Origin of the sequence: Pseudomonas sp. Root329 (assembly GCF_001424925.1) — a bacterium.
In the GTDB taxonomy this organism is placed as follows: Bacteria; Pseudomonadota; Gammaproteobacteria; order Pseudomonadales; family Pseudomonadaceae; genus Aquipseudomonas; species Aquipseudomonas arabinosi.
Genome location: NZ_LMCV01000001.1, coordinates 372,748 through 386,628 on the forward strand (window position 1 = coordinate 372,748; position 13,881 = coordinate 386,628).

The following is a 13,881-nucleotide window of genomic DNA, read 5'->3' on the forward strand; positions in this document are numbered from 1 at the left end:
CATGAAAGTGTCCAAATGTGTCTCGACGTGAACATTTCCTACAAGGACAATGGAATGCGACTACCTGTCACAGGGGTGCACACAACTGTAATACCTTCGTCATAATGGCCGCTTATAACTGTCACGCTCGCCCGCCAGCGCGGGCTCAGGAGTCTGCCGTGAGCTTTACCCCCGCCAACCGTCTGTTTCCAGCAACCCGCCTGCGTCGCAATCGCCGTGATGATTTTTCGCGTCGACTGGTCCGTGAAAACGTTCTGACCGTCGACGATCTGATCCTGCCGGTGTTCGTGCTGGACGGTGAAAACCGTCGCGAAGCGGTGGCGTCGATGCCAGGCGTCGAGCGCCTGACCATCGATCTGTTGCTTGAAGAAGCGGCCAAGTGGGTCGAGTTGGGGATTCCGGCCTTGGCGTTGTTCCCGGTGACGCCGCCGGAGCTCAAGTCTCTGGACGCCGCTGAAGCCTGGAACCCGAACGGGATTGCCCAGCGCGCCACCCGTGCGTTGCGTGCGCAATTCCCTGAACTGGGTGTGATCACTGACGTCGCCCTGGACCCGTTCACTACCCACGGTCAGGACGGTATCCTCGACGAAGAAGGCTACGTGCAGAACGACATCACCGTCGACGCACTGGTCAAGCAGGCGCTGTCCCACGCCGAAGCCGGCGCTCAGGTGGTGGCCCCGTCAGACATGATGGACGGTCGCATCCAGGCGATCCGCGAAGCGCTGGAACTGGCCGATCACGTCAACGTGCGGATCATGGCCTACTCGGCGAAGTACGCCAGCGCCTATTACGGCCCGTTCCGCGATGCGGTCGGTTCGGCGCTGAACCTGGGCAAGGCCAACAAGGCTTCCTATCAGATGGACCCGGCCAACAGCAACGAAGCCCTGCACGAAGTGGCGGCGGACTTGTCAGAAGGCGCGGACATGGTCATGGTCAAGCCAGGCATGCCGTATCTGGACATCCTCTACCGGGTCAAAGAAGAATTTAAAGTGCCGACCTTTGTTTATCAGGTCAGCGGTGAATACGCCATGCACATGGCGGCGATCCAGAATGGCTGGTTGAGCGAAGGGGTTATCCTCGAATCCCTGACCGCTTTTAAACGTGCAGGCGCTGATGGCATCCTGACTTACTTTGCCGTCCGTGCTGCTCAACTGTTACGAGAGCAAAAATAGCCCTCCCAGGAACATTCGATGAATACCGAAGTACTCACTGAAGTTGCCGTAAAAGATGCTCAACCTGTGGTGGAGCAAATCGCCGAAACCCCGCCGGAACTGGAGCCTGCTCCTCCCGCGGTGGTGGCCGAGCCCGCAATAGCGGCGCCGGCGATTGCCATTCCCGGCCTGGATGACAGCAGCCTGTACATCCATCGCGAGCTCTCGCAACTGCAGTTCAACATCCGCGTGCTGGAGCAGGCGCTGGATGAGTCCTACCCGTTGCTGGAGCGGCTGAAGTTTCTGCTGATCTTCTCCAGCAACCTGGACGAGTTCTTCGAGATTCGTGTAGCCGGCCTGAAGAAGCAGATCACCTTCGCCCGTGAACAGGCCGGCGCCGATGGCCTGCAACCGCACCAGGCCCTGGCCCGCATCAGCGAACTGGTGCACGGTCACGTCGACCGCCAGTACGCGATCCTCAACGACATCCTGTTGCCGGAACTGGAAAAGCATCAGGTCCGCTTCATCCGCCGGCGTCACTGGACCACCAAGATCAAAACCTGGGTGCGCCGCTATTTCCGCGACGAAATCGCGCCGATCATTACCCCGATCGGCCTCGACCCGACGCACCCGTTCCCGTTGCTGGTGAACAAGAGCCTGAACTTCATCGTCGAGCTCGAAGGTATCGATGCCTTTGGCCGCGATTCCGGTCTGGCGATCATCCCGGCGCCACGTCTGCTGCCGCGGGTCATCAAGTTGCCGGAAGAAGTGGGCGGCTCTGGCGACAACTACGTGTTCCTGTCGTCGATGATCCACGCGCACGCCGATGACCTGTTCCAGGGCATGAAGGTCAAGGGCTGCTACCAGTTCCGTCTGACCCGAAACGCCGACCTCGCTGTCGACACCGAAGATGTAGAAGACCTGGCCCGCGCCCTGCGCGGCGAGTTGTTCTCCCGTCGCTACGGTGACGCGGTGCGTCTGGAAGTCGCCGACACGTGCCCGAAACACCTGTCCGACTACTTGCTCAAGCAGTTCAACCTGCACGAGACCGAGCTGTATCAGGTCAACGGTCCGGTCAACCTGACCCGCTTGTTCAGCATCACCGGTCTGGACAGTCAGCGGGCGCTGCAATACACGCCGTTCACCCCGCAGATCCCGAAACTGCTGCAAAACAGCGAGAACATCTTCAGCGTGATCAGCAAGCAGGACATCCTGTTGCTGCACCCGTTCGAGTCCTTCACTCCGGTGGTCGACCTGCTGCGCCAGGCTGCCAAGGACCCGCATGTATTGGCGGTCCGTCAGACCCTGTACCGCTCAGGTGCCAACTCGGAAATCGTCGATGCGCTGGTCGATGCGGCGCGTAATGGCAAGGAAGTCACTGCGGTGATCGAGCTGCGTGCGCGGTTCGACGAAGAGTCCAACCTGCAACTGGCCAGCCGTCTGCAAGCGGCCGGTGCGGTGGTGATCTACGGCGTGGTCGGCTTCAAGACCCACGCCAAGATGATGCTGATCTTGCGTCGCGAGGCCGGCGAGATTGTCCGTTATGCCCACTTGGGTACCGGCAACTACCACGCGGCCAACGCCCGTCTGTACACCGACTACAGCCTGCTGACGTCCGACGATGCCTTGTGCGAAGACGTCGGCAAACTGTTCAGCCAGCTGATCGGCATGGGTAAAACCTTGCGCATGAAGAAGCTGCTGCACGCGCCGTTCACGTTGAAGAAGGGCATGCTCGACATGATTGCCCGCGAAACCCAGTTCGCCCTCGACGGCAAACCGGCGCACATCATCGCCAAGTTCAACTCGCTGACCGATCCGAAAATCATCCGCGCGCTGTACAAGGCCAGTCAGTCCGGGGTGCGTATTGATCTGGTGGTGCGCGGCATGTGCTGCCTGCGTCCGGGCATTGCCGGGGTTTCGCACAACATCCACGTGCGCTCGATCATCGGGCGCTTTCTGGAGCACACCCGGGTCTTCTACTTCCTCAATGGCGGCGAAGAGCAGATGTTCCTGTCCAGCGCCGACTGGATGGAGCGCAACCTCGACAAGCGCGTCGAGACTTGCTTCCCGGTCGAGGGCAAGAAGCTGATCTTGCGGGTCAAGAAAGAGCTGGAACTTTATCTCACCGATAACACCCACAGCTGGAGCCTGCAGGCGGACGGCCGTTACATCCGCAACACGCCGACCGGCAACCAGAACCCGCGTAGCGCCCAGGCGACTTTGCTGGAGCGTTTGGGTAGCCCGATTCTCGCAGTTCGCTAACGCGCAAAACCTGTGGGAGCGGCGGTGCGGCGATCCGACTTGCTCGCGAAGGCGGCCGAACAGTCAACATTGATGTTGAATGTTCGGCCGCCTTCGCGAGCAAGCCCGCTCCCACAAGGGGATTGCGTCGTCTGCCGAATCGTGGACATAAAAAAGGCCTTCCGAAGAAGGCCTTTTTCAATTTCAGCGAACGTTAAGTACGAAGCCCACCCGGGTCAGCCATTCCGCCTCCAGGCCGAAGTCGGCCTGGGTCAGCTGGTTTTCGTCCAGCCAGTTTTCCGGGAACAACACATCCAGGCTGTCGCCATTGGCCTGCAGCACAACCTGAGGCATTTCCTGGGTGCCGCGGATGTGATGGAACAGAATCGCAAAGCGCAGCAGCACGCACAGGCGAATCAGCTTGATGCCTTCATCGCCGAAGTCGGCAAACTTGTCCCGGGGGATATTGCGTCGGTGGCCACGCACCAGTAGCGCGAGCATCAGTTGGTCTTCGCGGGAGAACCCGGCCAGGTCCGAGTGCTCGATCAGGTAGGCGCCATGCTTGTGGTAGTGATAGTGGGCGATGTCCAGGCCCACTTCATGGACCTTGGCCGCCCAGCCCAGCAGTTCGCGCCAGACACCGTCATCCAGATCCCAATCTTCGGCGACTTGATCGAAGGCATGCAACGCCTTGCGCTCTACCCGCGCCGCTTGTTCCAGATCGACGTGATAACGCTCCATCAACGAGCTGAGGGTGCGCTCACGGACGTCTTCGTGATGATGACGGCCCAACAGGTCATAGAGCACGCCTTCGCGCAGGGCGCCTTCACAGTGGTCCATGCGTTGCAGTTCGAGTGCGTCGAAGATCGCTTCGAGAATCGCCAGGCCGGCAGGGAAGATCGCCCGGCGGTCAGGCTTGATGCCTTCGAAGTCGATCTTCTCGATGTCGCCAAGTTTGATCAGCTTGCGCTTGAGCCAGGCCAGGCCTTGGGCGTTGACTTCGCCCGTGCCATGACCGCCGGCCTTCAGCGCCAGGCCGATGGCGCGGATGGTGCCCGAGGAGCCGATGGCTTCATCCCAGGTCAGGCGATGCAGGGCGTGTTCGATGCTCATGATCTCCAGCCGCGCCGCCGTGTACGCCTGGGCGTAGCGGGCCGGGGTGATCTTGCCGTCCTTGAAATAACGCTGGGTGTAGCTGACGCAGCCCATTTGCAGGCTTTCGCGCAGCAGCGGTTCGAAGCGCTGGCCGATGATGAATTCGGTACTGCCGCCGCCGATGTCGGCCACCAGGCGTTTGCCCGGGGTGTCGGCGAGGGTATGGGAAACGCCGAGGTAGATCAGGCGCGCTTCTTCACGGCCGGAGATGACTTCCACCGGGTGGCCGAGAATTTCTTCAGCGCGGCGGATAAATTCGCCACGGTTACGGGCTTCACGCAAGGCGTTGGTGCCGACGATCCGCACGGCGCCGGTCGGCATACCGCTGATCAGTTGGGCGAAACGCTTCAGGCAATCGAGCCCGCGTTGCATGGATTCTTCACTGAGCTGACGCTCATCGTCGATGCCGGCCGCCAGCTGAACCTTCTCCCCGAGTCGTTCGAGAATACGGATTTCGCCGTTCTGGGCCTTGGCCACGACCATGTGAAAGCTGTTGGAGCCCAGGTCGATTGCGGCGATCAGGGACAGATTCTTGGCTTGGGATTGCGGCATGGTCAGGGGGTCTCGGTCGATAACCTCGACATCGTGCCACGATCAAACGCTGACGCCAACGCGTAGGAGCTGCCGAAGGCTGCGATCTTTCCGCGCGGGGTACCTACGCCGAGGCTGATGGCCTCTTCGCGAGCAAGCCCGCTCCCACATTTAACCGAGTCCCTCAGCAGAACGCGGTCAACTGTGGGAGCGGGCTTGCTCGCGAAGGCGGACTTACAGGCGCTTAAACCTCTTCAGCCCGCCGCTTCAACCGTCCCGATAAAATTCGCCAGCTCCGCCGTCTGCGGATTGGCGAACAGCATCTTCGGATCCCCCACCTCATGCACCTTGCCCTGATGCATGAACACCAACTTATCCCCAACCTCCCGGGCAAAACGCATTTCATGGGTGACCATAATCAACGTCATCCCTTCCTTGGCCAGTTGCCGGACCACGCTCAGCACTTCATTGACCAGTTCCGGGTCCAGCGCCGAGGTAATCTCATCGCACAGCAAGACCTTCGGCGACATCGCCAGCGCCCGGGCAATCGCCACCCGCTGTTGCTGCCCTCCAGACAACCGATCCGGGAAGGCGTCGAACTTTTCCCCCAGCCCGACCCGCTCCAACATCTCCCGCGCCAGTTCGGCCGCTTTGGCTTTCGGCACTTTCTGCACCACTTGCGGCGCGAGCATCACGTTCTCGCCGACCGTCAGGTGCGGGAACAGGTTGAACTGCTGAAACACCATCCCGACTTTCTGTCGCAAGCTGCGCAGATCGGCACGGGCGGCGTCGAGGTATTCGCCGTCGACTTCAATCACGCCGTCGTTGATCGATTCCAGGCCATTAAGGGTGCGCAACAAGGTGGATTTGCCCGAGCCGCTGCGGCCGATGATCGCCACCACCTGGCCTTCCTCGACGCTGAGGTCGATGCCTTTGAGCACATGGTGGTCGCCGTAATATTTATGCAGGGCCGAGATTCTAAGCAGAGGCATGCAGTCTCCTTTCCAGGTAGCGGGCACTGAGGGACAAGGGGTAGCAGAGCAGGAAGTAACCGAGGGCCACGAGGCCGTAGACCATGAACGGTTCGAAGGTCGCGTTGGCGAGCATGCCGCCGGTCTTGGTCAGTTCGGTGAAGCCGATGATCGAGGTGACGGCGGTGCCTTTGACCACTTGCACCGAGAAACCCACGGTCGGTGCCACGGCGATCCGCAGCGCTTGCGGCAGGATCACGTAACGCAGTTGCTCCAGCGGGTTCAGCGCCAGGCTCGACGAGGCTTCCCACTGGCCGTTGGGGATCGATTCGACGCAACCACGCCAGATCTCCGCCAGGTAAGCGCTGGTGAACAGCGTCAGGGCAATCGCCGCGGCCATCCACGGCGAAATTTCCACCCCGGCCAACGCTACGCCGAAGAACACCAGAAACAGCTGCATCAACAGCGGCGTGCCCTGGAACAATTCGATGTAGGTGCGGGCGAAGCTGCGCGGCAGGGATTTTTTCGAGATGCGCATGACCATGATCAGCAAGCCGATCAGTCCGCCACCGATAAACGCCACCAGCGACAGCGCCAGGGTCCATTGCAAGCCAGTGAGCAGATTGCGTACGACGTCCCAGAAGGTGAAATCGCTCATTGGCTGCTCCGGGCTATGTAGCGGCGACCAATCCAGTTCAGCAATTGGCGGATCATTAGCGCCATGCACAGGTAGACCAGCGTGGTCAGGGCGTAGGTTTCAAAGGCGCGGAAGTTGCGTGACTGAATGAAATTGGCGGCGAAGCTCAGCTCTTCGGTGGCGATCTGCGAGCAGACTGCCGAACCCAGCATCACGATGATGATCTGGCTGCTCAATGCCGGCCAAACCTTGCCCAGCGCCGGCAGCAGCACCACGTGGCGAAAGGCTTCGAAACGGGTCATCGCCAACGCGGCGGCGGCTTCCAGCTGTCCTCGAGGGATTGCTTGAATGCCGGCGCGGATGATCTCGGTGGAATAGGCGCCGAGGTTGATCACCATCGCCAGCACCGCCGCCTGCCATTCCGAAATCTGCACACCCAGTGACGGCAGACCGAAGAAGATGAAAAACAACTGCACCAGAAACGGCGTGTTGCGGATCAACTCGACATAGACCGCAAAAATGCCGGCGAACGGACGGATGTTCCACGCTCGCACCAGCGCCCCGACGATGCCCAGACCGACCCCGAGCACCGCGCCGATGGCCGTCAGTTCAAGGGTGAACAGCGCACCGCGCAGCAGCAGGTCGGTGTTTTGCACCACCGGTATGAAATCGAACTGATAAGCCATGTTCAGTCTCCGCAACGACGATCAGAGATCGGCCGGCAGTGGCTCTTTGAGCCAGGTCCGGGAGTTCTTCTCCAGCGCGCCGTCAGTCCTGGCGGTGGCGAGGATCTGGTTGACCTTGTCCAGCAACGCCGGCTCGTTTTTGTTCACGCCGACGTAGACCGGCGAATCCTTGAGCTTCACTTTCAGCGCCGGAATGCGTTTCGGGTTGCGCTCGCTGATGGTCACCATCACCACGTTGCCGCTGGCGATCAGGTCGACTTGCCCGGCGAGGTAAGCGGCGATGGTCGAGTTGTTGTCTTCGAAGCGCTTGATGGTGACGCCTTCGGGCGCGACTTTGGTCAGTTCGATGTCTTCGATGGCGCCACGGGTGACGCTGATGGTTTTGCCCTTGAGGTCGTCCAGGCCTTTGATGCTGGCGTCTGGCGGACCGAATACGGCGAGGTAGAACGGCGCGTAGGCACGGGAGAAGTCGATGACTTTCTCGCGCTCGGGGTTCTTGCCGAGGCTGGAGATCACCAGATCGACCTTGCCGGTGGTCAGGAACGGAATGCGGTTGGTGCTGTTGACCGGCGTCAGCTCGAGTTTGACCTTGAGTTGGTCGGCCAGCAGCTTGGCGGTGTCGATATCGAGGCCGCGCGGTTTCATGTCCGGGCCGACCGAGCCGAAGGGCGGGAAGTCCTGAGGCACGGCCACCTTGAGGATGCCGCGCTTGACCACATCCTCCAGACCGTCGGCGTGGGCGGGCGCCTGGCTCAGCATCAGGCTGGCAAACAGGGCGGCGAGGAGGGCGCTGTAACGCTGGGTCATGGCAAATCTCCGAATCGGCGAGAAGTGAATTCTGCGGATCGACAGAGCATGGGCCGTGCCAACATCGGGTTTTGGGGGCGCAAGGCCACGGTTTTGCTGGTGTCGCTCGGTCTTACTGGTCTGAACAGTTGAGCCGCGTTTCGCACCCCGATAGCGCATCCATGAAAACCTCCGAACCCCCATGGGGCACGACTTGCCGGACGTCGCGAATAGCTTTACAACTAACCGCTCATTGGCCTGGTTCGTCTGGAAAACCATGAACTCGATCTCTCGCGCCGTACCTGAAGTGGCGCTGCAAGCCATCCGTAAACTGATCACCGAACAGGGCTTCGGGCCTGGGGATGCCTTGCCCTCGCAACGGGATTTGGCGGTGCAATTGGGGGTCAGTCGGGCGTCGCTGCGCGAAGCGTTGTCGTCATTGAGTGCGTTGGGGGTGATCAGCATCCAGCCGGGCAAAGGCGTGTTCGTGCAGTCACCGGTTGATTTGCCGCGAGGTGATGCGGGGCTGAGTTGGCCGTTCGCGGCCCAGGCCTCGCCGCTGGACATCTTCCAGTTGCGCTATGCCCTGGAAGGCTTTGCCGCCGGTTTGGCGGCGGTGACCCTGAGTACTCACGAGCTCGATGCACTGGAAGATAACGTCGCCGCCATGCGCATCGAATTGAAGGCCGGCGACTTCGAGGCCGCGGCGCGACTGGATTTCGAGTTTCACCGGCGCATCCTGCTGGCGAGCGGCAATCAGGCGATGCTGAGCATCCTGACGGCCAGCGCCGACATTTTTCTAGAGAGCCAGAAACTACCGTTCATCCGGGCGGAGCGGGCCATGGAAACCTGGCAGGAACACCGCAAAATCCTCCGCGCGCTGGCCCGGCGGGCGTCCGGCGCGGCACAGAAAGCCATGCAGGAGCATGTGCGCAATGCAGCACTGCGCACAGGAATTGCCTTCGTCGCTCCCGCCACCTCGTGACTTGGGCTATACCCAAACTCATGCGGCACCATAGCGAGACTCAATCATCTGCACCTTCCTGAACGAGGGAAGGGCAGCTATGATGGGCCACGTTTTTTTGCTTACAACCTGGAGACTTCCATGAGCAGCGATCTTATTAAACACGTCACCGACGCTAGCTTCGACGTCGACGTCCTCAAGGCCGAAGGCGCTGTACTGGTCGACTACTGGGCTGAATGGTGCGGCCCTTGCAAAATGATCGCTCCTGTTCTGGACGAAATTGCTGAAACCTACAAAGGCAAGCTGACCGTTGCCAAACTGAACATCGACGAAAACCAGGAAACCCCGGCCAAGCACGGCGTGCGTGGTATCCCGACGCTGATGCTGTTCAAGAACGGCAACGTTGAAGCGACCAAGGTCGGCGCACTGTCGAAGTCGCAACTGGCTGCTTTCCTCGACGCCAACATCTAAGCGTCGTTTAAAGTGTCATCAAAAAGGCCCCGCACATTGCGGGGCCTTTTCGTTATTGAGGGCTAGACGCTCCGAAACTCAGGTGGTACATTCGGCCCCGCACTGGTTTCTCCACTGCCCCCTGCTAGCCGTCGCCGACGCACTCCTTTTCGAATAAGTACGCGATCCTGTCGCCTTCTCTGCGGCGCGGCCTCATTAAGCCAAAAGCTTAATTTCCCCCCCTCCATAAATGATTACGTCATTCCTATATGAATCTGACTGAACTCAAGCAAAAGCCGATTACCGAACTGCTCGAATTGGCCGAACAGATGGGCATAGAAAATATGGCCCGTTCGCGCAAGCAGGACGTGATTTTCTCCCTGCTCAAAAAGCACGCTAAAAGCGGCGAGGAAATCTCCGGTGATGGCGTGCTGGAGATTCTCCAGGACGGCTTCGGCTTCCTTCGCTCCGCTGACGCTTCCTATCTCGCCGGCCCAGACGATATCTACGTCTCGCCGAGTCAGATCCGTCGCTTCAACTTGCGCACCGGTGACACCATCGTTGGCAAGATCCGTCCTCCAAAGGAAGGCGAGCGTTATTTCGCGCTGCTCAAGGTCGACACGATCAACTACGATCGTCCCGAGAACGCGAAAAACAAGATTCTCTTCGAGAACCTGACCCCGCTGTTCCCGACCGTGCGCATGAAGATGGAAGCCGGCAACGGTTCCACCGAAGACTTGACCGGTCGTGTCATCGACCTGTGCGCCCCGATCGGCAAAGGCCAGCGCGGTTTGATCGTTGCACCGCCGAAAGCCGGTAAAACCATCATGCTGCAGAACATCGCAGCCAACATCGCGCGTAACAATCCTGAAGTTCATCTGATCGTATTGCTGATCGACGAACGTCCGGAAGAAGTAACCGAAATGCAGCGCACCGTGCGCGGCGAAGTGGTTGCCTCGACGTTCGATGAGCCGCCAACCCGCCACGTGCAGGTTGCCGAAATGGTGATCGAGAAGGCCAAGCGCCTGGTCGAACACAAGAAGGACGTGGTGATCCTGCTCGACTCCATCACCCGTCTGGCTCGCGCCTACAACACCGTGATCCCGAGCTCCGGCAAAGTACTCACCGGTGGTGTCGATGCCCACGCCCTGGAGAAACCGAAACGTTTCTTCGGCGCCGCGCGGAACATCGAAGAAGGCGGTTCGCTGACCATCATCGCCACCGCGCTGGTTGAAACCGGCTCGAAGATGGACGAAGTGATCTACGAGGAATTCAAAGGCACGGGCAACATGGAACTGCCGCTGGATCGTCGTATCGCTGAAAAACGCGTCTTCCCGGCCATCAACATCAACCGTTCCGGCACCCGCCGCGAAGAGTTGCTGACGGCCGACGACGAGTTGCAACGCATGTGGATCCTTCGCAAGCTGCTGCACCCGATGGACGAAATCGCTGCCATCGAGTTCCTGGTCGACAAGCTGAAAACGACCAAGACTAACGATGAGTTCTTCCTGTCGATGAAACGCAAGTAAATCGCAGAAAGTCAGCAAAAGCCGGGGAAACCCGGCTTTTTGCTATCTGATTTTTGATGAACCGGCAGTTCGTGGTTCTGAATAGAGGGGTTCGGCGCTAAACTGCCACCCCCGAACGGCACGGCCAATACGAGGCTCACGCATGCAGTATCGCGACTTGCGCGACTTTATCAGCGGTCTGGAAAAGCGCGGCGAACTCAAGCGCATCCAGGTTCCGGTGTCCCCAGTGCTCGAAATGACCGAGGTCTGCGACCGCACCCTGCGTGCAAAAGGTCCGGCCCTGCTTTTCGAAAAGCCCACGGGTTATGACATCCCGGTGCTCGGCAATCTGTTCGGCACCCCTGAGCGCGTGGCGCTTGGCATGGGCGCAGAAGCGGTCAGCGAATTGCGCGAGATCGGCAAGCTGCTGGCGTTCCTCAAGGAACCCGAGCCGCCGAAAGGCCTGAAAGATGCCTGGTCCAAGCTGCCGATCTTCCGCAAGATCATCGCCATGGCACCGAAAGTCGTCAAAGACGCGGTGTGCCAGGAAGTGGTCATCGAAGGCGACGACGTCGACCTCGCGATGCTGCCGGTGCAGACCTGCTGGCCGGGCGACGTCGGCCCGCTGATCACCTGGGGCCTGACCGTCACCAAAGGGCCGAACAAGGATCGCCAGAACCTCGGTATCTACCGTCAGCAAGTGATTGGCCGCAACAAGGTCATCATGCGCTGGCTGAGTCACCGTGGCGGCGCGCTGGATTACCGCGAGTGGTGCGAGAAGCATCCTGGCCAGCCGTTCCCGGTGTCCGTGGCGCTGGGCGCTGACCCGGCGACCATTCTCGGCGCGGTGACGCCTGTGCCGGACAGCCTCTCCGAGTACGCTTTCGCCGGCCTGTTGCGCGGCAACCGCACCGAGCTGGTGAAGTGCCGTGGCAACGACTTGCAGGTCCCGGCGACCGCCGAGATCATCCTTGAAGGTGTTATCCATCCGGGCGAAATGGCCGACGAAGGTCCATACGGCGACCACACCGGCTACTACAACGAAGTCGACAGCTTCCCGGTGTTCACCGTCGAGCGCATCACCCACCGCATCAAACCGATCTACCACAGCACCTACACCGGCCGTCCGCCGGATGAGCCGGCGATTCTCGGCGTGGCGCTGAACGAAGTGTTCGTGCCGATCCTGCAGAAGCAGTTCCCGGAGATCACCGACTTCTACCTGCCGCCCGAAGGCTGCTCGTACCGCATGGCCATCGTGACCATGAAGAAGTCGTATCCCGGCCATGCCAAGCGGGTAATGCTGGGTGTCTGGTCGTTTTTGCGACAGTTCATGTACACCAAGTTCGTTATCGTCACTGATGACGACATCAACGCACGCGACTGGAACGACGTGATCTGGGCCATCACCACGCGCATGGACCCCAAGCGCGACACGGTGATGATCGACAACACGCCGATCGATTACCTGGACTTCGCCTCGCCGGTTTCCGGCCTGGGTTCGAAGATGGGGCTCGATGCCACGCATAAATGGCCGGGCGAAACCACTCGCGAGTGGGGCCGGGTGATCGTCAAGGACGAAGCCGTTACCCAGCGGATCGATGCCATCTGGAATCAGTTAGGAATAGATTGATGCGTGTAACCTTGCAGCCCTCCGGAGCAGTGCTAAAGATTCTGCCCGGCGAGCGGATTCTCGATGGCGCGCGGCGTCTGGGCTATGAATGCCCGCAAAGCTGTCGAAACGGCAATTGCCATGTGTGCGCCGCATTGCTGGTGGAAGGGCGGGTCGAACAGGAAGGCGGTGTGCGCGACCATGGCGAGTTCTACACTTGCATTGCAGAGCCGCTGGAAGACTGCATCGTGCTGTGGGATGGCGTGCTCGCGCTGGGAGAATTGCCGGTGCGCAGCTTGTCGTGTCAGGTCATTGAATGCAGGGACGTCGGCGGCGATACCTGGCGTGTGCGTCTGCGAGCGCCGGCCGGCAAGCCACCGCGTTATCACGCCGGGCAGTACTTGATGATCGAGCGCGAGAACGGTGAGAAATCCGCGTTCTCCCTGGCCTCGGCACCGCATGGCGGGCGTGATCTGGAAATCCATGTGCTGGCGCGCGAAAGCAGTGCGCTGAGCCTGATCGACCAGTTGCAACGCAACCCGATGGTGCGGATCGAAATGCCATTCGGCGACACCCATCTGGCGGAACTGCCGGACGGTCCTCTGGTGCTGATTGCCGCAGGCACCGGCATGGGCCAGATCCATAGCCTGATCGAACATTGCCGCGCTACGGGCTTCAAACATCCGGTGCATCTATATTGGGGTGTGCGTCGTCCTGAAGATTTTTATGCCATTGAACATTGGGATGAATGGCTGAAACTGCCCAATCTATTCCTGCATAAAGTCGTCAGCGATCAATGCGGCTGGCAGGGGCGCTGCGGGATGCTGCATGAGGCGGTGTGTGAGGACTTCCCAGATCTGAAACCCTTGCATGTCTACGCCAGCGGCTCTCCGGCCATGGTCTACGGCACGCTGGATGCTTTGGTCGAAGCCGGGATGGATGCTCATCAGATGCGTGCGGATGTATTTGCATACGCGCCGCGATCTTGATCCTCGCTCTTAATCTTTATAACTCTCTATATAGCCGATCGGTATTTATAAAATTATATAAATGCCGGTAGGTTATATGTCATCCAGGCAAATATTTAAGAACTGTGCCATGGCACTTAAATTGCCTTAAAACATATGTGCCTTATTGTTACAGCGGTGCGTTCTATTAAGTAATTCTTCACCCGCGGGGAGCTGAACGCTAA

At 59.9% G+C, this 13,881-nt stretch carries 12 protein-coding genes; 7 read left to right on the plus strand and 5 right to left on the minus strand.

Annotation, left to right across the window (positions count from 1 at the left end; genetic code table 11):
* Positions 1–158: 158 nt before the first annotated feature.
* The gene (hemB, locus tag ASC74_RS01730) at positions 159–1,172 is read left to right on the plus strand and encodes a porphobilinogen synthase (protein WP_008150323.1); all 1,014 of its coding nucleotides are present in this window, start codon (positions 159–161) and stop codon (positions 1,170–1,172) included.
* Between the two features lie 18 nt (positions 1,173–1,190).
* A complete protein-coding gene (gene ppk1, locus ASC74_RS01735) occupies positions 1,191–3,413 on the plus strand; it encodes a polyphosphate kinase 1 (RefSeq protein ID WP_056738771.1) in 2,223 nt (740 codons plus the stop codon).
* A gap of 183 nt (positions 3,414–3,596) precedes the next feature.
* On the opposite strand, the gene ppx is transcribed toward ppk1, so the two are convergent.
* From ppx to ASC74_RS01760, 5 genes are all read right to left on the minus strand, one after another.
* Complete coding sequence (gene ppx / locus ASC74_RS01740; RefSeq protein ID WP_056738773.1) at positions 3,597–5,099, minus strand: exopolyphosphatase; 1,503 nt, start codon at positions 5,097–5,099, stop codon at positions 3,597–3,599.
* A 233-nt stretch (positions 5,100–5,332) separates the two neighbouring features.
* Positions 5,333–6,070, minus strand: a complete 738-nt coding sequence (locus ASC74_RS01745; protein WP_056738775.1) for an amino acid ABC transporter ATP-binding protein — start codon at positions 6,068–6,070, stop codon at positions 5,333–5,335.
* On the minus strand, positions 6,057–6,707 hold the full coding sequence (locus ASC74_RS01750; RefSeq protein WP_033060645.1) for an amino acid ABC transporter permease: 651 nt from the start codon (positions 6,705–6,707) through the stop codon (positions 6,057–6,059). The genes ASC74_RS01745 and ASC74_RS01750 overlap by 14 nt, the downstream gene beginning before the upstream one ends.
* Positions 6,704–7,372, minus strand: a complete 669-nt coding sequence (locus ASC74_RS01755; protein WP_056738777.1) for an amino acid ABC transporter permease — start codon at positions 7,370–7,372, stop codon at positions 6,704–6,706. Before ASC74_RS01755 ends, ASC74_RS01750 begins: the two co-directional genes overlap by 4 nt.
* A gap of 21 nt (positions 7,373–7,393) precedes the next feature.
* Positions 7,394–8,179 carry a transporter substrate-binding domain-containing protein gene (locus tag ASC74_RS01760; protein WP_056738779.1) on the minus strand — a complete coding sequence of 262 codons (786 nt, stop codon included), beginning with the start codon at positions 8,177–8,179 and terminating at the stop codon, positions 7,394–7,396.
* 256 nt (positions 8,180–8,435) lie between these two features.
* Here ASC74_RS01760 and ASC74_RS01765 point away from each other — a divergent pair, with 256 nt between their 5' ends.
* The 5 genes from ASC74_RS01765 (at position 8,436) to ASC74_RS01785 (ending at position 13,678) form a co-directional block, all read left to right on the plus strand.
* Positions 8,436–9,143: a FadR/GntR family transcriptional regulator gene (locus ASC74_RS01765; RefSeq protein WP_056738781.1), complete on the plus strand. Its 708-nt coding sequence runs from the start codon at positions 8,436–8,438 to the stop codon at positions 9,141–9,143.
* 120 nt (positions 9,144–9,263) lie between these two features.
* Entirely contained in the window at positions 9,264–9,593 is a 330-nt protein-coding gene (trxA, locus tag ASC74_RS01770) for a thioredoxin TrxA (RefSeq protein WP_008150340.1), read from the plus strand.
* Between the two features lie 248 nt (positions 9,594–9,841).
* Positions 9,842–11,101 carry a transcription termination factor Rho gene (rho, locus tag ASC74_RS01775; RefSeq protein ID WP_007942421.1) on the plus strand — a complete coding sequence of 420 codons (1,260 nt, stop codon included), beginning with the start codon at positions 9,842–9,844 and terminating at the stop codon, positions 11,099–11,101.
* Between the two features lie 142 nt (positions 11,102–11,243).
* Complete coding sequence (gene ubiD, locus ASC74_RS01780) at positions 11,244–12,710, plus strand: 4-hydroxy-3-polyprenylbenzoate decarboxylase (RefSeq protein ID WP_056738783.1); 1,467 nt, start codon at positions 11,244–11,246, stop codon at positions 12,708–12,710.
* Positions 12,710–13,678, plus strand: coding sequence for a CDP-6-deoxy-delta-3,4-glucoseen reductase (locus ASC74_RS01785; RefSeq protein ID WP_056738785.1), 969 nt, complete (start codon positions 12,710–12,712; stop codon positions 13,676–13,678). The genes ubiD and ASC74_RS01785 overlap by 1 nt, the downstream gene beginning before the upstream one ends.
* Positions 13,679–13,881 lie beyond the last annotated feature (203 nt).